This is a genomic window from Halocatena salina (genome assembly GCF_023115355.1).
Classification (GTDB): Archaea; Halobacteriota; Halobacteria; order Halobacteriales; family Haloarculaceae; genus Halocatena; species Halocatena salina.
Genome location: NZ_CP096020.1, coordinates 498050 through 518889 on the forward strand (window position 1 = coordinate 498050; position 20840 = coordinate 518889).

Genomic DNA, 20840 nt, shown 5'->3' on the forward strand with positions numbered 1-20840 from the left:
ATCCAGTCACGACAACTATTAACTGTCGGAGTGTCATTGATTGGCTATAGCATGTCCAACAACGAAGCACGGCGTACGGCTAACCGATCTCCAGAAGGGATCGAGACGCTGATGGAGACAGTCGGCGAGCAACTCGAGGACGGACAGCTCCCGGTGTCAGTCCTCCACAACGAGGCGGTGTACGAGGCGGAACGACGGCGCATTTTCGGTCAGAACTGGGTCTTTATCGGGCACGAGACGGAGATTCCCGAACCGGGCGATTACCGCCAGCGATACATCGGCACCGATCCGTTCATCTTCGTCCGCGATGAGGACGGGGACGTTCAGGTGTTGTTCAACAGCTGTCGACACCGAGGATCGAAGGTGTGTCGGTCCGAGAAGGGGAACTCCTCACACTTTCGGTGTCCGTACCACGGGTGGACGTACACGACAAGCGGTGAGCTGGTCGGCGTTCCCCAACAGCGCAACGCCTACCAGCACCTCGACACCGACGAACACGGACTTCATGAGGCGCCACGCGTGGAGAGCTACCACGGGTTGGTGTTTGCGGCGCTCGATCCGGACGTACCGTCGCTTGAAGCGTATCTGGGGGACGCGACGTGGTATCTCGACATGTACGTGAAGTTCATCGATATGGAGGTCATCGGCGATCCCCACCGGTGGGAGGTCGAGACGGACTGGAAAACGCCAGCCGAGAACTTCGCTGGCGACAACTACCACATCCCTATGGGCCACAAGTCGGCCATCGATGCCGGCATCGGGAGCGACACGGCGACCGGCGAGAAGCAAAGCGATCTGTACGCGATCGCCGACGCGAGCGGCCACTCCTTCAGCCTCTATCAGATCGAGTCCGACGATCCGAACTTCTGGGGCCACCCGCCGGAAGTCGTCGATGGCTTCCATCCCGAGCGGCTCTCAGAAGACCAGTATGAGGTCGCGCGGAAATCAGGCGTCACACTTGGCACGATCTTTCCGAACCTCTCGTTCATCCATCTTGGCGGAACCAACGCCCCAGAGAAAGAGTCCGTTGGGACGTTCGTGTTGCGCCAGTGGCAGCCAAAAGGGCCCGGACAGATGGAAGTGTGGAACTGGATCCTCGCCCCCGAAAACGCCTCCGAGGAGTACAAAGAGCGCGTGTACGAATCCGGTATGGGAACGTTCAGCGCCTCGGGCAACTTCGAAGTGGACGACATCGCGATCTGGAATGGGATCACCGAAGCAGCAGGCAGCGTCTTCGCCGAGCAACAGGCGGCCACGACGAACTTCACGATGGGCCGGTTCGGGGACGCAGCTCCAGAGCGGGTGCCAGACTGGCCCGGCCCAGGGGAGACGTACGTTCACGGTGGGCTGACCGACGAAAACCAGCTCACGTTCTACCGTTCGTGGTACGACGCGATGCAGGAGGAGCCACGATGAACGGCGAATACGCGGCCTACGCGCGTCGTTCGGCGTGTGAGGAGTTCCTCTACAACGAGGCTTATCTGCTCGACGATCGCCGCGTCTTCGAGTGGTTCGATCTCGTAACCGAAGACATCGACTATCGCGTGCCCGTTCGAACGACGCGCGAGCGATCGGCCGATGAGGAATTCAGCGATCAAGCCTACCATCTGAAAGAGGATCACGAATCGCTTCGCGTTCGTATCGAACGCCTCGAGAACGATTTCGCGTGGTCGGAAAACCCGCCGTCGCGGACGCGGCGCTTCGTCTCCAACGTCACGGTACTAGACGCTGATGACGACTCATTCGACGTTCGTAGCAATCTCCTCGTTCATCGATCACACGAGGATTCCACGACGCCCGATCTGCTGTCGGCCGAGCGCCGCGACACGCTCCGCCGAACCGAGGACGGACTTGGGCTTGCCGCTCGGTTGGTGTTGCTCGATCACACCGTGCTCCCGACCGATTCCCTTTCGATCATCCTATGACACGAGAAGATCCGGACATCGTGCTGTCGGACGACACCACGACTGTCGCTATCCACGAACACACCACACCGAACGGGACACGGCTAGCGATCCGTCCGGAGAGCGGTCCCGGGTGTCGCCTCGACGCGCTCGAACTGGAGTGTGTGACGTGGCAGGAAGAAGGGTTCCTTCAAAAGGAGGGCACTGTGGACCCCACTCACTCCACCGGGAAGGCATCGGCCGAGCCACACGCCACCCTCCGGATCGGCAACGAGTACGCACTCGTCGAGCTTCGGGCGGTCGAGATCGATACCGAGGATCGACTGCTCATCGAGTCGGTGAAGATGGGCTATACGATCGTGTTGGGACCGAGTGAGCTGGCAACGCTCGCTCGACAGGAGCCATCGTTTTTCTCGACACTGCTCGAAACCCCGCTCGGTCCGGAACCCGACGATCTGGTCGAGTTTCACTAATCCCGCGCTTGGCTGACGAACGCCGCAGTTTCCTCGGCGACCTCATCCTCGTGGCCAGAGAAGAAATGATCGGACTCGATCGGACTGATCGAAACGAGCGGGCTGTTCGTTGCCGATTCGCGGATCTCTTCGGCCTCAGCGGGCGTGACGTTTCTGTCTTCAGCGTGGGGAACGAGTAACATCGGGACCGCGATAGACGGTGTCCAGTCGATCGTTGCACAGTCGCTTTCGGGCGAGCGATAGGAAAGGAACGCTTGTGCGGTCATCGGGATGTACTCGACGTCACCCGCAACCGGTCGGGGAAGTGCGACTATCTCGTTGCCCCGATCGTCAGCAACGCGTTCCCGGGCAGTCTCGACGAACTCCTCGTAGGCTTTTTCGGGGGTCTCAGAAACAGCCTCGAAATATCCCATGGTCGATCGCTCCCTGATGTCAGCGAACGGTGCGGCGAGTACCACGCTGTCCACGTCTGGGTCGTTGCGTTTGCCTTGGTAGTAGGCCGCCTCGGTAGCGCCGAGGCTGCGACCCCACAGCACGATCTCCTCACAGCCCGCCGCTTGCAGCCACTCGATCGCTCCACGGATATCGTGGTCGATGGCCGAAAAATCGGAGGTCTCGTACAGCTTCCCGCTGTTGCGCTTGTTGATAGCCAAACACTCCAGCCCACGGCGGGCGAGCGCATACGCGATGGCAGCGATCCCACCGCTGAGTGCGGTGCCTCTGAGGCCGTGTAACATCACGACGCCGGTTCGTGGGCCGTCGGTCGATTCGCCCGTGATGTGAAAGCCATCGAACTGCTGTCCGTCGTCGCTCTCATAGTGCATCGATTCCAGGGTAACCGCTCCTGGCGTCGGCTCCATAACCACCATGCCCGGGTCGATGAACCGAAGACGTATAAAATCGAGGAACTGCTCGACTACCAGATCTTCCGGGAGACGTACTCCGCTGCCGGATCGGTCACGATGTCCACCACCACGTGCTCCTCAGCAGCGAGCGCCGATTCGAGTGCGGATTTCACGTCGTCGGGCTCCTCAACACGGATGCCACGAACCCCGAACGCTTCGGCCATCGCCGCGATGTTCACGGCGGGAATGTCCGTTGCGACCTCGCTGTGGCCGCTTGCACGCTGATAGTTCCAGATCATTCCATATTTCGCGTCGTTCATCACGACCGTAACGGCATCAGTATCGGTGGCGACCGCAGTTGCCAGCTCCATGTTGCACATCAAGAAGCCGCCGTCGCCGATGAGGTTGACGACCGCTCGATCCGGATCGACCAGCTTGGCTGCGTTGCCTGCGGGCACTGGGAACCCCATCGAATCGTACAGCCGGGAGTGCTGGAACGTGTTCGGAGTCCGGTATTCGAACACGTCGTTGGGCCACGCTCCCCCAGCGGCACCGGCGTCCCCGGTCACGATCACGTCGTCGGGTGCAACCTCGCGGAGCCGTGCCATCACGAGCAACGGATGGATCGGCGTCTGGTCTTTCACGTCCGCCAGATACGCCGCAGTATCACGATCCACCCGTTCGTTCCGTCGATGGACCGCATCGAGGTAATCGCCTGCCGTCCCTCTCGTTTCCTGCTCGAAAACACGGCGAGCGGTGTCGATGCTCTCGTCTAACCGGCCGCCCACGACCGCCGCCGTGGGCGTTTGAGCATACTCCTTGGATCCAGCGTGCAGGTAGACGAACGCCGTGTCGGTGCCAGCACGATCGCCGAGCACAGTCGCTTCGTGCGAACTGGGGCGGACCCCGATCGAGAGCACGGCGTCGGCCCCTTCGAGCGCGGTCACTGCCGCCGGATGATCGGACATCCCGACGGTGCCGGCGAACAGCTCGTGGTCGTTGGGGAACGAATCCGGGTAATGGCGGGGACAGATCACGGGACACCCCAGCGATTCAGCGATCTCGATGACACCGTCCCACGCGAATGCCCGAGAGACACCCTTCCCGACGTACAGCGCGCGTCGGTTCGTCTCCGAGAGGGGCGCGAGTGCGTCTGCAACGCCGTCGGGATCGGGACCGATCGTCGTCTGGCGGTCCCAGTCGAATGCGCCATCCGAGATATCGACGTCGTTCATGAGCACCGCGTCCTCGACCCCGATGAACACGGGACCGGGACGACCGCTCGTCGCAATCTCGAAGCCACGGTTGATGGCCACAGGGATCCGTTCTGGCGTGTGGACCTGCGTGCTCCACTTCGTCGCCGGCTCGAAGGCCGTTTCGAGGAACTGGGGATCGTCCACCCCATGGAGCGCTTCGGTTGGTGCGTCTTCTTCCAGAACGGCGCTGACACAAACCATCGGCGATGCGGCCGTGTACGCCTGTGCGACACCGGTCAACGCGTTCGTCGCGCCGGGCCCGGCGACGGTGAGCGCAACCCCCGGCTTTCCCGTCAGCCGTCCGTACGTGTCCGCCATGACGGCCGCGTTGTACTCGTGGCGCGCAGAGACGACATCGACGCCACGTTCATGAAGCCCCTCGGCGGTGCTGACCGTTTGATTTCCAAGCAACGCAAACACCGACGAGACGCCGTTATCTACCAGTGCTCGGGCGACAGCAGTGCCTCCGGTTGACATACTACACCAGAACGGACACCGGAGTATAAATGTAACTCCACGGATCGGCGGAGCAGAGAAGGGGAAACGTCGATACGGAAGCGACGTGATTGGACCTATTCGACGACCTGTCCGTCCGTAACGACCGGTTCGCCGTCCAACGTGATGGTACATCCCTTCTGGGCGATGTCGTAGTGACAGTTGGTGTACCGATCTTGGTGGGTGTTTGGCCCCGTGCTCCAGAGCATGTTGCCCTCCCAAACGCGGCCTTCGCTCGCGCTCACACCGGTCTCGTCGGGCTTGCGGTCGTGAATCGCCATGTTGTAGAACTGTCCGTTCGGGTTCAATCCCCAACCGAAGTGGCTGGTGGCGAACACGTCACGGTCGTTGTAGCTCTCCATGTGTCCGCGCATCAGCTCCGCATCACCACCGTCGCCGTTGATCTCGGTGATGAATCCGTCTTCGACGACACACTCAACGGCGGCGTCGTAGTAGTCGTGGAACGGAACGACGTTGTAATCGCTGGGAGCGATAACGATGGTGCCGTTGACGTTCGTCGGATAGTTCGACACCATGTTTTGTCCCCACACATCCCACTTGCCGGGTTCGTCGACGAAGCCATACGAGTCGAACGCGGTTTCCGGTTCGACTTCCATCGTGACGTCGGTCCCGTACTCGCTCGTGATACGCATCTCATCCGCCGACGCGAGCCGATCTGCGGCCGCTTGGACCCGCTCTTTGACTGCCTGGGCCTCTGCATCGTCCCACGGCATCAACCGGCGGAGCACGAACGGTTGGCGAGCGCCAACACGGAGGATCCGCGTGTCCGCATCGCGGATCGCATCTCGTTCGGGCACGTGAATGAACCCTTCGAGGGTGAAATCGAACACCATGTCCGCTGCTTTACACGCTTCGACCGGACCGCCGGGCAACCGGAGTGTACCGCCCTGCCCGGCGGAGACGTCAGCACCGACCGAATTACGACCGTACTCTGGGACTTTCACCTCGAACACCTCCGCACCCAGATCGGTCGCGGCGGCGAAGCTCGCGCCGACGAATTCACGCTTGCTCTGTACATCCGTGACGAGAGCGACAGTCTCGTCTGCCGTGACCTCGCAGTGCTCCATCTGACGACGGAACAGCGGGGCTAACAAACCTGCTTCTTCCATGCTGCGTCTATTCATCCCGAGCGAAGTACCATAACTGTTGTCGTGTACCAGCTTTCCGAGGAGATCGGTCCTGATTCGATAGCTACATCCGATCGCTCCGAATTGATCGGTGTATGGGTCGCGCTATCGGTATCCTTGGCTTTGGAACGATCGGACGGCAACTCCTAACGTCGATCCGTGAGAGAACGGTGTCGGCGTCGACCGTCCGGATCTTTGATCGACATCCCGACCGCGTCGAATCGTCCATCGATCCGGCCAGCCCTGCTAACGTGGTTGCCGTTCGTTCGTTCGATCGGTTGGTCGACGTCGATCTCGTCGTCGAAGCAGCGGGACAGGGCGCTGTTCGCGAGTATGCGGTCGATATCCTCCGTGCTGGATGTGATCTCGTGACACTCAGTGTCGGTGCACTCGCCGATCGAACGCTTCGAGAGCAGGTGATCGAGACCGCCGAGCAGACCGGGCAAACGGTGTTCGTGCCGTCGGGCGCCATCGCCGGGCTCGATGCGATCACCGCCGCGGGAAACAGTGATCTCGAATCAGTGTCGTTGACGACGACCAAACCGCCCAATGGGATCGCGGGCGCGCCGTATCTCGACAGTCACGGGATCGACGTTCACGAGATCACCGAACCGACCACCGTGTTCGAAGGCAGCGCTACAGAGGCGGCAGAGGGCTTTCCCTCGAACATCAACGTCGCCCTAGCGTTGAGTCTCGCAGGAGTTGGACCTGAACGAACGACAGTGCGGATCGTCGCCGATCCGGACGGGCAGCGCAACGTTCACCGGATAGCGGTGAGTGGTGCCATGGGCGACATCGAGACGACGGTTCGAAATGATCCGTCTCCTACCAATCCGAAAACTAGCTATCTCGCGGTGCTGTCGGCCATCGAACTGCTCCGAGACGACCGGACGGTTCAGGTCGGTACCTGAGTCGTGCTCCCAACCATCGATACGCTGGTCCCCCTATCGTTTGCGATGGGAACGGCGATCGCGTTTTCGGTGTCGACGTTGCTCGTCCGGTTAGGTGTCGAGCGATCGGATCCGATGACGGCGCTGTTGGTGACGCTCTCGGTCAACGTGGTCCTGTTGTGGACCGTCAGCGCGGCGCTGTACGGCGTAGTAGTAGATCTCAGTACGTGGAAGTACTTCATCGTCGCTGGACTGTTCGCGCCGGGGCTAGGCCGGCTGTGTAACTACACCGGAATCCGCCGATTGGGTGTTACGATCAGCTATCCGATCAGCAACACCAATCCGATGATTGCGGTGTTAGTGGCGCTGCTCGTGCTCGACGAGAGCCTCTCACTGACCGGATTCGCGGGTGCGTCGGCCGTCGTCACGGGTGGTGTACTAGTCGGCAGCACTAGTACCAGCGGTGCGGTTCGAGCTGGCGATCGGTGGGCGATCGCGTTCCCGGTGCTGGCCGCTGTCTTTTTCGGGGGCGCACAGGTGCTCCGTGACGTTGGCCTCAACGGCACAGTCGAGCCAACGGTTGGGGCGGCTGTCAACAGTACCACCTCCCTCGTGTTGCTCGGGAGCTACGCCGTGTTCACCGGACGTCATCGGACACTGACGGTCACGTGGCGGGATGGGTGGCTGTTCGTGGTAGCGGGGATCGTATCGAGCGTCGGTACTGCACTCTTGTACATGGCGCTCCGCGCCGGAAGCGTGGTGATCGTGGCACCGATACTGAACACGTCGCCGCTGTTCGCGCTCCTCATCAGCTACCGCTTGCTCCGCAACCATGAGCTGTTCTCCCTGCGCATCGTCTTCGGAACGCTACTCGTCGTCATCGGCGTGACGACGCTCGCGGTCGTCTGATGAGCCACCGGTATCGAAAGACACATACGATCGTGGTTTGAGTTCTCGATACATGGTCGTTGAGAACATGGGCTTAGACCACGTGGCGATCAAGGTACGGGATTTGGAAGCATCGATCGAGTTCTACCGTGACGTTCTGAACATGGCGGTGTCCGATCGAATCGGTGAGGCCGTCGCTTTTCTGCGTACGCCCGCCGTTGCCGAACAGTCCCAACACCACGAACTCAACCTCACTCAGATGTCGGACGAGGAGCTGGCGGCGCTCGCCGATCGCGACGAACTGGAGTTGGATCTCCACGAGTTCGAACGCGATCTCCCCGAAGACGGGCCACCGATGCTCCCGACGACCGGACCGATCTACCACATCGCCTTCGAGGTGCCGGACTTCGAGGCGATCGGAAACGCAGCAGAGAAGCTGAACGCCCGGGATCACCCGATCTACCGGGGACCGGGACGACACGGACCCGGAAACAACATCTTCCTCTACTTCCCGGATCCGGACGGCAACCCGATCGAACTGACAGCAGAGATGGAGAAAGCTCCCGAAGCCGGCGGTAAACCGGCCAAACGGTGGCCACGAACGCCCGAAACGTGGAACGTCTGGCTGAACACCGAGAATATCGGGGACTCTGGTTCCGAGTGATCCGCGTGGCTCACAGACACAGTACGCGAAGAGGAGGCCCACCATGACCACAGGGTGGCTCGACGATACGGCGGTGCTGGTCACCGGCGGTGGCTCCGGTATCGGGCGTGCGGTCGTCGATCGGTTCGTTGAGGAGGGAGCATCGGTCGGCGTGCTCGATGTCGAAAGCGAGCGGCTCGCAGCCATCGACGATGCGCACGGGGCACGCGTCGAGACCGTCGAAGGTGACGTCACCACTCTGTCGGACAACGAACGCGCCGTGACACGAACCGTCGAGGCGTTCGGTGGGTTAGACGTGTTCGTTGGAAACGCTGGCCGCTTTGATGGGAACGTGACGCTACCGGAGCTGTCTGACGTCGAATCGGAGTTTCACCACCTCTTCGACGTCAACGTGTTGGGGTATATCCTCGGTGCGAAAGCCGCCCTTCCGGAGCTCCTCGAAACGAACGGACGGATGGTGTTCACCGCGTCGGGCGCGAGTTTCGATCCCGATGGTGGGGGGGTGCTGTACGTTCCATCGAAACACGCCGTTGCCGGACTCATCCGACAGCTCGCGTTCGAACTCGCTCCGGCGATCAGTGTCAACGGCGTCGCGCCGGGCTACGTCCCGACGAACCTCTCGACGGTCGGCTCGATCGACCGATCCGACACCGGTTCCGAAGACGGGTTCGATCCATCCGTCCATCCGTTGGATATCGTTCCCCAGCCAGCGGATTACACCGGGACCTACGTGCTGCTCGCCTCCGAAGACGATTCTCGACCGATGACCGGGACGATCATCACGGCGGATCTCGGACGCTCGGTGCGAGGCATCGGCGACGTCGCCGGGCGGGCGCTCGAATACATCACCGACGACCTCGAAGAGATGGAATAACACGATGCTCGGCACAGCTGCACACTACGGACTGAACGTTTCCGATATGGAAACAGCACTGTCGTTTTACCGCGACGAACTGGGCTGTACTGTCACCCGACGCTTCCCCATTAGCGACGTTCAGGGCACCATCATCGGAGTAAGCGGTGTCGAGGGAGAAATCGCGTTTCTCGACGCCGACGGGTTCGAGATCGAACTCATCGCGTACGACGCTCCACCGAACGAAAACAGCAACGCCACCGCATCACTCCACGACGGGGGCGTCCCACACTTCTGTTTGGACGTGGAGGATCTCGACGCGTGCTACGACCGGCTCGGCTCTGAGCGGTTCATCGACGAGCCACAGCAAGTGAACGACGAGCTTCGGATCGCGTATCTCCGGGATCCGGACGGCACCATCGTGGAGTTGGCTGATCGAACGGCGTGAGGCTGGAGACGAGTTACCCAGAGGGTATGCGAACGAGGAGGGTGACCACAACATTTATGGCATTGTGAATTGCAATCGCTTCTCATGGCGGACACGGACAGCAATAGCGCGAGTCGAGAGCACGGTTTGTCACTTTCCCGCCGGTCAGTGCTTGCCCTGCTGGGAATGGGAGCGATGGCACAGCCGGGAGGAGGACGTGAAGCACAGAACGACCGAGACGTCACTGACAGAGGGGACGTGGCCCTGTCTGGCGAGGGAACCAGCATATCGATCGAGGACGTGCTGCCCGGCGATGAGTTCGGTCAGATCACCGTCGAAGGACTTCAACACGCGTTGCCCGTGAGCGGAACGAGGCGACAGTCATGGATGATGCGGCCGTTTCCGAAGGACATCGACGCGACCAGCCCGACCTACGAAGACACCGATACGGAGATCGGGTACGGAGTCGTTCCGTTCGCGCCGGGACGTGTGCCAGTCCTTCGGATCGTTGGCCATTTCGACGCTCCGAGGGAGGCGACCGCGAGCATTCGCGTCTCGATCGCCAACCGTCCGGCCTACCAGCCGCCACGAGCGGAACGCGACATCGTGCTAGACGACGATCCCACCCGACGAACGGTGTTGGAAGTCACGGGGCAAGGTCGCACCCAAGTGTTCGATGAGGTGTATCTCTCGGAGGTCAAAGACGTCGTAACTGGATTCAGAAACAGTGCCCCGCTTCGGAGTCACACGCTTCACTTCGAAGTAAAACGGGATCGATCCTGTGATCGGGCCACGATCAGCAACGCAACGACGGTTGCGCTCGAATTGGAGGCGCTCTGATGGCGCGCATTGGATGGCTTCCGGATCCCCACGTCTATCCCGGCAAGCAAGCGGGTCCCGGTCGACGACTGACGTCGGACATCGTTTCTCTGTTCGAGGAGTACGGAATCGAGCGTCTGTACATCAACGGGGATCTCGCTTCCGGTCACGGTTCCTTCGACGATAGTGGATACGAACACACACCTCCAGAGTATTACGACCGGTTTTGGAAGCTGGTGGATGACAGCGGATACGGGGCGTACATCGTCTGCACCCCGGGAAATCACGACGTCCCACTACAGCATTTCCTCGCGTCGGACGACCGGGCGCGACTGCGATACAAGGAGGTACACGATGGTGTCACTGTACTTATGATGAATACAGTGGGACCGGGATGGGTGAGTGGTTCGCCGGAGTGTGGCTATGGATGGACGAACGGTTACGTCCCGTACGGTGATTTACAGTGGCTCGACGACGAACTTTCGGCGGCTGGTGATGATGCGAAAGTGGTGTATTTTCATCACCACGCGTGGCTGACGCCGGGCGATCCGTTAGCGTCAGCGCCCACTGACACACAGAGCATCGACCAGTTGTACTGGGTGTGCCGAAACTACCGCGCGATCCACGACGTCCTCTCCTCTTATGAGAAGGTAGTGTGTCCCCAAGGACACACCGCTCAGTACGCTGCAGAGGGATCCTCCCATGTCGATGGGGTCACGTATCTGTATAAGAAGCATTACGCCGATATCCGACCCGACACCGCCCCTGTAACCACCTACGCCTATCTCGACATCGGTCGAGACCAGTGTACGGCGACGACAGTCGATCACAGTTCGGGCACAGAGAACACCATTCTTGATGTCTCGTTTTAGCGAGGCAGGAATCATAGATCCACAGTAAAACTTATGATGAATGAATTTGTTACTGTGTTTCATGCGAGATGGTGACAGTATAGCACGTAACGAAGAGATACGGAAGCTAGACGGCATCTTGCCGGAGAATATCGACCGCCGGAAGTTTCTTCTTGGAACGGCGGCGACGGTCGGAGGACTCGCCGGTTGTTTGGGCGGTTCTCCAGCAGCCACCAAAACCGACGACCTGTCGAAAGATGCTATCGAACGTGATGTCACGTGGCGGACGCCATGGAAACCCAATCTCAGTTATTCGGACGCCTACATCGCCAAGAGCAAAGGACAGTGGATAGACGCAAACGTCAAGCCGCCGTCCGTGAAACAGGGCAACGGCTCGGGGGATACGGCAAAACGTGTCGCAAACAGGAAAGACGTACTCGGCCACGGTTCGATCACGCCCCAGATATCCGGTCTCGCACAGGGGTATGATCTCAAACTGTACGGCACCGCAAAAGCCCGGATCCAGCACGGGCTGCTGTATCGTACCGATGTCATGAATTCACCCACGGATCTCGCAAACAAACGGATCATCGTCGTTTCAGGATTGGCCGAACAGACGTGGAACATCTACGCGAACAACGTCGACCCACCGAGCTCCGTAACGGTCGAATACGTCGATGATTCGACGGCTGCGGCCATGCTAAGCGAGGGACGAGCTGATGGGGTGTGGCGAGGGATCTACCAAGTACCGTCGGTACGGAAGCTGCTGCCGAAGAACGCAAAGCTCGGCGTCGAACCGCTTTACAACCGGATCCCCTCCTACGGATTTACGCTGATCGCCAACGGCTCCTGGCTAGAAGAGTCGAACAATCTCGAGTACACCACACGAGTGCTCGAAGGGTATTCGTCCGCGTTAAAGTGGATCTTCCTCAACCCTGAAGAGACGGTGACGATCATGCGCAACGACGTCAATCAGTCGTTGCAACTGGAGGACAAGGAAAACCAACTGAAAACCCTGAAAGCCGGCGTGATCGCGACGAATCTCTCGTCTCCCACGAAGAAAAACGGGCTTGGGTATCTCGATAAGGACGTCCTCCGGAACAGTTTCGAGACGCTCGGACAAATCCTCGACATCGATGAAACGCCGAGCGTCGAAGCGGCGGCAGACTTCCGTCCACGGGACAACGCCGAACTAGCATCGTTTACGGCCGACGAGTGGAAGCAGATGGAAGAGAATGCAGAACCGTTCTCCAGCATGTACAAGTCGTGAGGAAACGATGACAGACAAATCACCAATAGTCACCTACAGCGACGTTGAGAAGCGATACGGGACGGACGAAGACACTGTTCTTGCGGTCGAGGAATTTTCGGCCGACATCGAGGAGGGCGAGTTCGTTTCGATCGTTGGGCCGTCGGGCTGTGGAAAGTCGACGCTCCTCCATCTGACGGCCGGTATCCTCGATCCAACGCGCGGCTCCGTGACCGTGAATGGGATGAACGTCCAGAGCTCTGTGTACGAAAAGCACAACGTCGGGCTGGTCTTCCAGAAGCCCGTGTTGCTCGAGTGGCGAACCATCCTCGACAACGTGTTGCTTCCCGTCGAGATCATGGATGAAAACGGCGTGCTCACAGAGGATCGATCCCACTACGAGGAGCGGGCACGAGAACTACTGAGTATCGTCGATCTCGGCGGGTTCGAGGACGCATATCCCAGGGAACTATCCGGAGGAATGCAACAGCGCGCATCGATCTGTCGGAGCCTCGTGTATGATCCCCCGATCTTGCTGATGGACGAACCGTTCGGTGCGCTGGATAAGATAACGCGCGACCAACTTAACGACGAACTCCTCTCGATCTGGGCGGCGACCAACAAGACCGTCCTGTTCGTGACGCACAACATTCAGGAGGCCATCTATCTCTCGGATCGCGTGATCGTGTTGAGCGATCGGCCAGCGACCGCACTCGACACCGTCTCCGTCGATCTGGCGCGTCCGCGCAACGAGGAAACGTTGGCCCACGACGCGTATCAAGATATCGTCGCGCAGGTGACGGAGACGATGGAACTCCGGGGACGATCTACGAGCTGATATGATAGAGAAAAAACAGAGAACACGATGGGGGATTTCAGCGCTCTCGATCGGTAGTCTCCTGATCGGGTGGTATCTCGTGACGGACGTCTTTGGGTTCGTTTCGAACGTAGTACTTCCCTCTCCCCTGAGCGTGTTGCAAGGCATTTTCGAGTACCGATCACTCATCCTGAAGAATTTGGAACCGACGGTAGTGGCCAGTGCGGTCGGATTCGTTTGGGCGACCGTGCTCGCGTTCCTCATGGCGGTCGTTCTCACGTACAGCAAACGTGCAGAGCGACTGCTCCTTCCGTTGATCGTGAGCGGCAACTCGATCCCTCGCGTAGCGCTTGCCCCGCTCATAATCTTCTACGTCAGTGGATTCGATGCGAAATACATGCTGTCGGCGTGGATCGCCTTTTTCCCGTTGCTCGTGAATATACACGAAGGGTTAACCCGGATCGACGAGGATCAGATGCTCCTGTTACGATCGTTCGATGCGACGGCGTGGCAGGGATTCAAATGGGTCCGGTTTCCGAACGCGCTCGCGTTCATCTTCGACGGCATGAAGATCGGCGTGATACTCTCGATCGTCGGTGCCGTCGTCGGGGAGTTCGTCGCCTCTGACGAAGGGATGGGGAATCTCGCGCTCGTGGCGCTAGAGGCCTACGAGACAGATCTCGTGTTCGGCATCGTTGGAATAATGGGACTGCTGTCAGTTAGCGCGTTTTTCGTGCTGTTCAGCCTGCAGGATCGAGTGATTCACTGGCACCAAACGAATTTATTCACGGAGTAACGCATGAGAAAACGAATCAACACTGTGGTTGCCGATTGGCTTCGACGGAACAGTGCGAGCGTTCTCATCGTAGTGGGGTTGCTCGTGTGGTGGGAGCTGTACTCCCGATTTTTCAACCCGCGAGGAAACGCGTACTTCCCGTCGATCGCCTTCGTCATCGACCAGACGCTCAACTACCAAGGACTCATACTCCGAGGGATCAGGATAACGTTCCTCGAAATCGTCACTGGCTACGCGCTCGCAGTCGTCATTGCGATCCCCGCAGGAATCGTCGTGTCGAAATCGATGGTCATCCGACAGTCTTCGATGCCGTTTCTGGTGTACGCCTACTCGCTGCCGGCCGCCATTCTCGCACCCATCTTCGTCCTCTGGTTCGACTCCTACGTCGTGGCAGCGAGCGTATTCGTGGCGTGGGTGTCCTTTTTCCCGATACTCATCAACACGATCACAGGCTTCAGCCACGTTCGTCAAGAGTTGTATCATCTCGGTGAAGTGTTCGGAGCGACGCCGTCGCAGTTCGTCCGGAAGATCGAGTTCTGGGAGGCATTCCCCTACAGCGCGAGCGGTCTGAAAGTCGCGGTACAACAGGCCATCGTCGGCGCGATCGTCATAGAGTTCATCGCCACAACCGGCGGTCTCGGCTATCTCATCGTGAACGCGCTTGATCTCCTCCGGCAAGGACTGCTGTTCGGCGTTCTCATCATCATCATCTGCTTCGCCGTGATATTCTACAACCTCACCGCGTGGCTCATCAGCAGTGTCACCCCACCGCTCTCGCAACAGCGCTCACACTAATACAGGAATATACATAAAGTAATAATTATTTTACTGGTTCAGATACTATAGATATAATAGCTCTATCTAGTCATATCAGGGGCGGTGTTCACACTCGGGCTACGAGTTCGATACGCTTCCCGTCGTCGGAGCCGTAATACGCGATCGATATACATCGGTTCAGGGGTAGAATGATCGTCGAAATAGCGAAACAGTAACGCTGAACAGCAATCTTGATATTCTTCACAGTAATCATAAATATTAGATATAATAAAGAAAATAGAGAAGTTACTATATACCCATTTAATTTGATATTTTCTGTCACGGAAACAGAAATCTCGTACCACATCACTCGTGAGCTATCAAGCTACTCGACAAACGTCTACTCTGAGTACACGCTTGCAGTGGACACTGGTAGCACTGCCGACTGTGAACGCGTTAATCGCCCTGTGTCAGCGTTGCGAGGAGGATTTCGGTGAGTTCCAAGAGCGCGTCACGAGAACGTCCAGTTTACGTACGCGACGTCCTCGATTTCGAATCGGATCGATTGGAGCGTGCTCATCCCGTCTGGGAAGTAACCGGAAAACAAAAATCTATCAAAGAACGTCAGAATCTTCCAACGGGATATCAGATATCACGTCGCTTGAATAGCAACTGGCTACAAAGCAGTAGGACAACGGTAGTCACGAGCAAAACACCGCTGTCAGCGAGAGCGTACGTTCCCTCGACGAGTATCTCGCTCGGATCGTAGTACTGGGTGGGGCTCAGCTTCCCGACCCAGTCGAGACGCTCGGCGTTCGCGGTGACCGACTCAAGGAGAAAGAGCGCAAAGACCAGTCCGATCGCCCCTCGCTTTGCAGTATCCGCTCGGTCGAGGAGCACAGTAAAGACGGTCCCGACCGCCGCACACGCGAGTAGATACGGGATCGAAAGGGCATGAACCAACAGGAGATGGATCGGGTCGATCGATTCACCGATCGCAACCGCACTACCGTACACGACGACGCCAACGACGACGTTGAACACGACGATCGGGGGAAGCAACGAACTGTACTTTTCGAGAAGGAGTCGTGACCGGGAGACGGGAAACGACAACAGCAGATCCATCCGATCCCGTTCGACGTCACCGGCGATCAGCCCGCCCGCGGTGTATGCGAAGTACAACCCGAGACCGAGCACCCAGAGGAAGTTGTACACTTCGACAGCGAGAAACCCTTCGATGGTGGCGATCGTCTCGATACCGAACGCTTCAAGCATCGCTGGAGGGAGCGAGGTGGCCATCTGTTCCAAACTCTCCGTATCGAGAACCGAGAAATACCAGACGAAAAACCCCGTGAGGATGGCTAATCCGGCGGCGATGACAACCATCCCCCGGAACCGGCGTTCCGATTCGTACTGGGCAGTCTCAAACATCGGCGTTCTCCATGGAGACGTTCTGTTCGGTACCGTAGTAGTGCATGAACACGTCCTCCAGCGCCGGCTCGCTGATCTCGACGTCGCGCACGTCGTGATCTGCGAGTTCATCGAGCAACGTGTTGTACTCACCGGTGTAAGTAAACTGGATCTCTTCACCGACCGTCGTAACGTCGAACGCGCCGTCGAGATCTGTGACGTTCGGACTGTCTCCATCGACCGGGACGACGTGGACCCGCTTGCCCCCACGATCGAGCAACGCTTCGATCTCCTCCAATCCGACGAGTTGTCCCGCTCTGAGGATCCCGACACGATCGCAAACGCGGCGAACCTCGCTTAACACGTGCGAAGAGAAGAAAATCGTCGTTCCACGCTTCCGTTCCGCCCGAAGGAACTCGTTGAACTCCTCCTGTTTCAACGGATCGAGTCCGGCAGTCGGTTCGTCCATGATCACCAGATCAGGATCGTGCATGAACGTCTGAATGATGCCCAACATACGCGTGTTTCCCGTGGAATACTCCCGAATCGGTCGTTTGAGTGGTGGAGTAAACGTCTCGAGAAGCTCATCTCGCCGGCTGTCACCTTTGATAGACGCGTGGTAATCGAGGACCTGATTCCCGGTTGCCGCCTCGTCGAAACCGAGATCCGCCGGAAGGTAGCCGATATGATGTTTGGCTTCGATCAATGCGGTCTCGTCACGAACGTCAGCTCCGAGCACCGTCGCCGTTCCCGACGTCGGTGTGAGCAACCCCAACAGCGCACGGATCGTCGTGGTCTTCCCAGCACCGTTCGGCCCGAGATACCCAAATATTTCACTCTCCGGAACGGTGAATGACAACGAATCGACGCCGCGAACGTTCCCATACTCCTTCGTTAAATCGTTTACTTCGATCACGCCCATACAACACCCATTAACTCCATAACCAAATATCGTTTTCGTTTATGAGATCATGACCGATGACCAATTCGGTTATGTGGTAAGAGATCGAACGACGACTATGGCTGGTTTCACCGACGAAGAACGAGAACGCATCAGAGAACAACTCATCGAGATCGGACACGAGCTCCTCTTACAGTACGGTCCAAAGAAAACGACTGTTGCTGACATCACCGAACCGACAGGAATCGCCAAGCCAACATTTTATCAGTTTTTCGAATCCAAATCGGATCTGTATCTCGTGATTTTACAGCGAGAACTGGAAGAGTATATGGAAAATGTTCGATCGGAACTGCTAGGGGTGGACGATCCACAAGAAGGACTCGAACGGTTTTTTCGGTGTTACGTCGAGTTCGGGGAGGAGAATCCGTTTATCCAACAAACGGTAATCAAGGGCAACTATCAGGACATCCTTCGTAACGTATCACCCGACCAGTTCGCGGAACTCCAACACCAGGAGCTAGCCGAGTTCGTTCCGATCATCGAAGAGTTCCAGAGACGGAGCGATGGTCCGATCTCGGAGATGGAACCACTCACTGTATTAGGAATTATGGGTGGATCGATCGGGCTTCTCATACTACATAAAGATGAGTATGAGCGATACGAACAGGAACTCGATGGAATTGGAGACGGATACTACGAACACGTCCGGAACGTGTTGATCGAAACCCTCGCACGGGGACTGACGACCGACTGATGGGACGTTCTGTTTTTATCATATGATACACAAATAAATAAAAATATTTTAATGCCTGTTGTGCATGTCTTGAAACATGCCAGAGCAGGCACCGACCCCAGAACGGCTTCGACAGATCGGGTTCGGATTTCTCGGATCGAAAGCGCTTCTCAGCGCTGTCGAGATGGGCGTGTTCACAGCGCTAGCGCAGAATCCATCATCGAAGACAGAGCTCACTGATCGTCTCGGTTTACATCCCGATATCGCGGCCGATTTTCTCGATGCGTTGGTCGCTTTGAACCTGCTCGAACGAGACGACGGTGTGTATCGAAACGCACCCGACGCAGATAGATTCCTCGACCAAAACAAAGAGACGTACATCGGCGGTCACTTCGAGTGGGCGAACACACGGATGTATCCGTTGTTCGGGAATCTCACGGAAACGCTTCGGACAGGAGAGCCACAGACCGCCTACAGCGAGGACGAAGACGTGTTCGATGAACTGTACGGGAACGATGAGCTCTTCGAACGTTTCGTGAACGGAATGGCAGGAATGAGTGCCCACGTCGCCGAAAACCTCGCTGAATCCTTCGAGTGGGATGCGTACGAAACGGTGTGTGACGTCGGCGCTTCGAAAGGTATCGTTCCCGTAACCGTGGCCGAAAAGAACGATCATATCGAGGCAACGGCATTCGATCTTCCACGACTCGAACCGATTGCAACGGAGTTCATCGCAAACAGTGGCGTAGCGGATCGAGTGTCGTTTCACGCAGGGGACGTCTTCGAAGAAGAGCTTCCGGAACACGATGTCTTCGTGATGGGACGGCTGTTGCACGATTTCGATCTCACTCACAAGAAAGAGCTCATTCAACGCGCCTACGATGCACTACCGGACGGAGGAGCGCTCCTCGTGTACGGAACGATGATCGACAACGAACGTCGGGAAAACGATGGTGCGTTGCTGACGAACCTCTACATCCAGGTCGAAACGGACGGTTTCGATTACACTCACGAACAGTGTCAAACGTGGCTTCACGAGGTCGGATTCTCAGAGACGGAAGCGTGTGATCTCCCGGGACGAGAATCGGTCGTTATCGGATGGAAATAATATGTGATATCTACACAAAATATTAACGGGTTTCCACGGAGCCGTCGCTAAACACCGTCTGCTCGTCAGTGATCTTGTTCACTTGTTCTAAGACGTGGTGAGGATGGGAACGAGATGGGTTATCGATACAGTCGTCTCACCGCCGTGGTTATCGGTCGCGGGAAGTGAAACAAGATTTTATACGACGCATCATCATACCCGAGGTGGTATGATACTATCGGGGTCAATCGTTGTCGATTCGTCGACAGTCATCCACGATGGAAGCGTTGTTGTACGCGGTTCACGGATCGAAGCGGTCGGTGACCGTGCGGAAGTGCGCGATCAGTACCCCGACCACCGTGAAGAGGAGTACGACATCATCATGCCGGGATTGGTCGGTGGACACATCCACTCCATCCAGAGTCTCGGCCGGGGGATCGCCGACGACACCGAGTTGCTCGATTGGCTGTTCGATTACATCCTGCCGATGGAAGAATCACTCACGGGCGAGGAGATGGAGATCGCAGCCAAACTGGGCTATCTCGAACTGATCGAGAGCGGCACCACCACCGCTATCGATCACTTGTCGGTCGCTCATGCGGATCGCGCATTCGAGGCAGCCGGGGAGATGGGTGTCCGCGCCGTGCTCGGAAAAGTCATGATGGACCAGCGATCACCCGACGGACTCCTCGAAGCGACCGACAGGGCATTAGACGAAAGCGAACGCCTCATCGAAGAGTACCACGGTTCGTTCGACGATCGCATCCGGTACGCCGTCACGCCGCGGTTCGCGGTGTCCTGTACCGAGGCGTGTCTTCGGGGCGCGCGTGAACTCGCCGACGCCTACGACGGCGTCCGGATCCACACCCACGCGAGTGAGAACCGAAGCGAGATTGAAACCGTCAAGAGCGATACCGGTATGCGAAACATCCATTGGCTCGATGAGGTGGGACTCACTGGTGAGGATGTCGTGCTCGCCCACTGTGTGTGGACCGATGAGTCCGAACGCGAGGTGCTCGCCGAAACCGGAACGCACGTCACACACTGTCCGTCTTCGAACATGAAACTCGCGTCCGGCATCGCGCCAGTGTGGGACTACCTCGATCGAGACATCAACGTCGCGCTCGGCAACGATGGGCCGCCGTGTAACAACACGCTCGATCCGTTCACCGAGATGCGTCAGGCGAGCTTGCTTCAGAAGGTCGAGCGGCTCGATCCGACCATGACACCTGCACGTACCATCTTCGAGATGGCGACGATCAACGGGGCTGTCGCGGCGGGCTTCGATCGACTTGGGGCGCTTCGAGAGGGATGGCGTGCAGACATCGTCGGCATTACGACGGACTGTACCCGCGCCACGCCACTACATGACGTGTTCTCCCACCTGGTGTTCAGTGCTCACGGCGACGATGTCGAGTTCTCGATGGTCGATGGGAACGTCCTCATGCAAAACGGTGAACTCACGACCGTAGACGCCGAGGAGATCCGAACACAAGCAAACGCTATCGATCTCGATCTCGAAGCAGCCCAACAGACGGCCCGTCAGCTCGAATCGTGATCGAACTCGAACGACTCCAT

Annotated in this window: 22 protein-coding genes; 17 read left to right on the forward strand and 5 right to left on the reverse strand. The window is 58.1% G+C overall.

All coding sequences use genetic code 11. The features are described 5' to 3' along the window. The first annotated feature begins 51 nt into the window (after positions 1 to 51). From MW046_RS15055 to MW046_RS15065, 3 genes are read left to right on the forward strand one after another with little or no spacing between them, the layout of a single operon-like run. Positions 52 to 1416, forward strand: coding sequence for an aromatic ring-hydroxylating oxygenase subunit alpha (locus MW046_RS15055; protein ID WP_247994979.1), 1365 nt, complete (start codon positions 52 to 54; stop codon positions 1414 to 1416). After that, positions 1413 to 1925, forward strand: a complete 513-nt coding sequence (locus tag MW046_RS15060) for an aromatic-ring-hydroxylating dioxygenase subunit beta (protein ID WP_247994980.1) — start codon at positions 1413 to 1415, stop codon at positions 1923 to 1925. Before MW046_RS15055 ends, MW046_RS15060 begins: the two co-directional genes overlap by 4 nt. Further along, a complete protein-coding gene (locus tag MW046_RS15065; RefSeq protein WP_247994981.1) occupies positions 1922 to 2377 on the forward strand; it encodes a hypothetical protein in 456 nt (151 codons plus the stop codon). The genes MW046_RS15060 and MW046_RS15065 overlap by 4 nt, the downstream gene beginning before the upstream one ends. Here MW046_RS15065 and MW046_RS15070 read toward each other — a convergent pair. The 3 genes from MW046_RS15070 to MW046_RS15080 all read right to left on the reverse strand — a co-directional run bounded on the left by MW046_RS15070 (position 2374) and on the right by MW046_RS15080 (position 6103). Next, entirely contained in the window at positions 2374 to 3246 is an 873-nt protein-coding gene (locus MW046_RS15070) for an alpha/beta hydrolase family protein (protein ID WP_247994982.1), read from the reverse strand. The two genes, MW046_RS15065 and MW046_RS15070, sit on opposite strands and share 4 nt — an antisense overlap. A 47-nt stretch (positions 3247 to 3293) precedes the next feature. Continuing rightward, complete coding sequence (locus MW046_RS15075) at positions 3294 to 4955, reverse strand: thiamine pyrophosphate-binding protein (protein WP_247994983.1); 1662 nt, start codon at positions 4953 to 4955, stop codon at positions 3294 to 3296. Positions 4956 to 5050: 95 nt separating this feature from the next. Further along, complete coding sequence (locus MW046_RS15080; protein ID WP_247994984.1) at positions 5051 to 6103, reverse strand: 2,5-dihydroxypyridine 5,6-dioxygenase NicX family protein; 1053 nt, start codon at positions 6101 to 6103, stop codon at positions 5051 to 5053. Positions 6104 to 6216: 113 nt separating this feature from the next. Here MW046_RS15080 and nadX point away from each other — a divergent pair, with 113 nt between their 5' ends. The 11 genes from nadX to MW046_RS15135 all read left to right on the forward strand — a co-directional run bounded on the left by nadX (position 6217) and on the right by MW046_RS15135 (position 15170). Then, the gene (gene nadX, locus MW046_RS15085) at positions 6217 to 7032 is read left to right on the forward strand and encodes an aspartate dehydrogenase (RefSeq protein ID WP_247994985.1); all 816 of its coding nucleotides are present in this window, start codon (positions 6217 to 6219) and stop codon (positions 7030 to 7032) included. A 3-nt stretch (positions 7033 to 7035) separates the two neighbouring features. Continuing rightward, entirely contained in the window at positions 7036 to 7920 is an 885-nt protein-coding gene (locus tag MW046_RS15090; protein WP_247994986.1) for a DMT family transporter, read from the forward strand. 52 nt (positions 7921 to 7972) lie between these two features. Beyond that, positions 7973 to 8563, forward strand: a complete 591-nt coding sequence (locus MW046_RS15095) for a VOC family protein (protein ID WP_247994987.1) — start codon at positions 7973 to 7975, stop codon at positions 8561 to 8563. A gap of 43 nt (positions 8564 to 8606) precedes the next feature. Continuing rightward, positions 8607 to 9437 (forward strand): SDR family NAD(P)-dependent oxidoreductase, encoded by an 831-nt coding sequence (locus MW046_RS15100; protein WP_247994988.1) that lies wholly within the window; start codon positions 8607 to 8609, stop codon positions 9435 to 9437. A gap of 4 nt (positions 9438 to 9441) precedes the next feature. Then, on the forward strand, positions 9442 to 9864 hold the full coding sequence (locus MW046_RS15105) for a VOC family protein (protein WP_247994989.1): 423 nt from the start codon (positions 9442 to 9444) through the stop codon (positions 9862 to 9864). Positions 9865 to 9948: 84 nt separating this feature from the next. Continuing rightward, positions 9949 to 10683, forward strand: coding sequence for a hypothetical protein (locus tag MW046_RS15110; protein ID WP_247994990.1), 735 nt, complete (start codon positions 9949 to 9951; stop codon positions 10681 to 10683). After that, entirely contained in the window at positions 10683 to 11534 is an 852-nt protein-coding gene (locus tag MW046_RS15115; protein WP_247994991.1) for a metallophosphoesterase family protein, read from the forward strand. Before MW046_RS15110 ends, MW046_RS15115 begins: the two co-directional genes overlap by 1 nt. Positions 11535 to 11595: 61 nt before the next feature. Continuing rightward, the gene (locus MW046_RS15120) at positions 11596 to 12783 is read left to right on the forward strand and encodes an ABC transporter substrate-binding protein (RefSeq protein WP_247994992.1); all 1188 of its coding nucleotides are present in this window, start codon (positions 11596 to 11598) and stop codon (positions 12781 to 12783) included. A 7-nt stretch (positions 12784 to 12790) separates the two neighbouring features. Further along, positions 12791 to 13600 carry an ABC transporter ATP-binding protein gene (locus tag MW046_RS15125; RefSeq protein ID WP_247994993.1) on the forward strand — a complete coding sequence of 270 codons (810 nt, stop codon included), beginning with the start codon at positions 12791 to 12793 and terminating at the stop codon, positions 13598 to 13600. Between the two features lies 1 nt (position 13601). Beyond that, the gene (locus MW046_RS15130; RefSeq protein ID WP_247994994.1) at positions 13602 to 14375 is read left to right on the forward strand and encodes an ABC transporter permease; all 774 of its coding nucleotides are present in this window, start codon (positions 13602 to 13604) and stop codon (positions 14373 to 14375) included. A 3-nt stretch (positions 14376 to 14378) separates the two neighbouring features. Further along, positions 14379 to 15170, forward strand: a complete 792-nt coding sequence (locus tag MW046_RS15135; protein WP_247994995.1) for an ABC transporter permease — start codon at positions 14379 to 14381, stop codon at positions 15168 to 15170. A gap of 606 nt (positions 15171 to 15776) precedes the next feature. Here the strand turns inward: MW046_RS15135 and MW046_RS15140 are convergent. Together MW046_RS15140 and MW046_RS15145 are read right to left on the reverse strand one after the other, a co-directional pair. Further along, positions 15777 to 16562, reverse strand: a complete 786-nt coding sequence (locus tag MW046_RS15140; protein WP_247994996.1) for an ABC transporter permease subunit — start codon at positions 16560 to 16562, stop codon at positions 15777 to 15779. After that, a complete protein-coding gene (locus tag MW046_RS15145) occupies positions 16555 to 17463 on the reverse strand; it encodes an ABC transporter ATP-binding protein (RefSeq protein WP_247994997.1) in 909 nt (302 codons plus the stop codon). The genes MW046_RS15140 and MW046_RS15145 overlap by 8 nt, the downstream gene beginning before the upstream one ends. A 97-nt stretch (positions 17464 to 17560) precedes the next feature. Between MW046_RS15145 and MW046_RS15150 the strand changes: the two genes are divergently transcribed. The 3 genes from MW046_RS15150 to MW046_RS15160 all read left to right on the forward strand — a co-directional run bounded on the left by MW046_RS15150 (position 17561) and on the right by MW046_RS15160 (position 20820). Then, entirely contained in the window at positions 17561 to 18196 is a 636-nt protein-coding gene (locus MW046_RS15150; RefSeq protein WP_247994998.1) for a TetR/AcrR family transcriptional regulator, read from the forward strand. A 76-nt stretch (positions 18197 to 18272) separates the two neighbouring features. Further along, positions 18273 to 19283: a methyltransferase gene (locus MW046_RS15155; protein ID WP_247994999.1), complete on the forward strand. Its 1011-nt coding sequence runs from the start codon at positions 18273 to 18275 to the stop codon at positions 19281 to 19283. Positions 19284 to 19491: 208 nt separating this feature from the next. After that, positions 19492 to 20820, forward strand: a complete 1329-nt coding sequence (locus MW046_RS15160) for a 5'-deoxyadenosine deaminase (RefSeq protein ID WP_247995000.1) — start codon at positions 19492 to 19494, stop codon at positions 20818 to 20820. Positions 20821 to 20840: the final 20 nt, after the last annotated feature.

What these genes read in the sequence shown, in the direction of transcription:
- MW046_RS15055 (WP_247994979.1), top strand. Translation starts at nt 52, where the DNA reads ATGTCCAACAACGAAGCACGGCGTACGGCTAACCGATCTCCAGAAGGG.
- MW046_RS15060 (WP_247994980.1), top strand. Translation starts at nt 1,413, where the DNA reads ATGAACGGCGAATACGCGGCCTACGCGCGTCGTTCGGCGTGTGAGGAG.
- MW046_RS15065 (WP_247994981.1), top strand. Translation starts at nt 1,922, where the DNA reads ATGACACGAGAAGATCCGGACATCGTGCTGTCGGACGACACCACGACT.
- MW046_RS15070 (WP_247994982.1), bottom strand. Translation starts at nt 3,246, where the DNA reads ATGGTGGTTATGGAGCCGACGCCAGGAGCGGTTACCCTGGAATCGATG.
- MW046_RS15075 (WP_247994983.1), bottom strand. Translation starts at nt 4,955, where the DNA reads ATGTCAACCGGAGGCACTGCTGTCGCCCGAGCACTGGTAGATAACGGC.
- MW046_RS15080 (WP_247994984.1), bottom strand. Translation starts at nt 6,103, where the DNA reads ATGGAAGAAGCAGGTTTGTTAGCCCCGCTGTTCCGTCGTCAGATGGAG.
- nadX (WP_247994985.1), top strand. Translation starts at nt 6,217, where the DNA reads ATGGGTCGCGCTATCGGTATCCTTGGCTTTGGAACGATCGGACGGCAA.
- MW046_RS15095 (WP_247994987.1), top strand. Translation starts at nt 7,973, where the DNA reads ATGGTCGTTGAGAACATGGGCTTAGACCACGTGGCGATCAAGGTACGG.
- MW046_RS15100 (WP_247994988.1), top strand. Translation starts at nt 8,607, where the DNA reads ATGACCACAGGGTGGCTCGACGATACGGCGGTGCTGGTCACCGGCGGT.
- MW046_RS15105 (WP_247994989.1), top strand. Translation starts at nt 9,442, where the DNA reads ATGCTCGGCACAGCTGCACACTACGGACTGAACGTTTCCGATATGGAA.
- MW046_RS15110 (WP_247994990.1), top strand. Translation starts at nt 9,949, where the DNA reads ATGGCGGACACGGACAGCAATAGCGCGAGTCGAGAGCACGGTTTGTCA.
- MW046_RS15115 (WP_247994991.1), top strand. Translation starts at nt 10,683, where the DNA reads ATGGCGCGCATTGGATGGCTTCCGGATCCCCACGTCTATCCCGGCAAG.
- MW046_RS15120 (WP_247994992.1), top strand. Translation starts at nt 11,596, where the DNA reads ATGCGAGATGGTGACAGTATAGCACGTAACGAAGAGATACGGAAGCTA.
- MW046_RS15125 (WP_247994993.1), top strand. Translation starts at nt 12,791, where the DNA reads ATGACAGACAAATCACCAATAGTCACCTACAGCGACGTTGAGAAGCGA.
- MW046_RS15130 (WP_247994994.1), top strand. Translation starts at nt 13,602, where the DNA reads ATGATAGAGAAAAAACAGAGAACACGATGGGGGATTTCAGCGCTCTCG.
- MW046_RS15135 (WP_247994995.1), top strand. Translation starts at nt 14,379, where the DNA reads ATGAGAAAACGAATCAACACTGTGGTTGCCGATTGGCTTCGACGGAAC.
- MW046_RS15140 (WP_247994996.1), bottom strand. Translation starts at nt 16,562, where the DNA reads ATGTTTGAGACTGCCCAGTACGAATCGGAACGCCGGTTCCGGGGGATG.
- MW046_RS15145 (WP_247994997.1), bottom strand. Translation starts at nt 17,463, where the DNA reads ATGGGCGTGATCGAAGTAAACGATTTAACGAAGGAGTATGGGAACGTT.
- MW046_RS15150 (WP_247994998.1), top strand. Translation starts at nt 17,561, where the DNA reads ATGGCTGGTTTCACCGACGAAGAACGAGAACGCATCAGAGAACAACTC.
- MW046_RS15155 (WP_247994999.1), top strand. Translation starts at nt 18,273, where the DNA reads ATGCCAGAGCAGGCACCGACCCCAGAACGGCTTCGACAGATCGGGTTC.
- MW046_RS15160 (WP_247995000.1), top strand. Translation starts at nt 19,492, where the DNA reads ATGATACTATCGGGGTCAATCGTTGTCGATTCGTCGACAGTCATCCAC.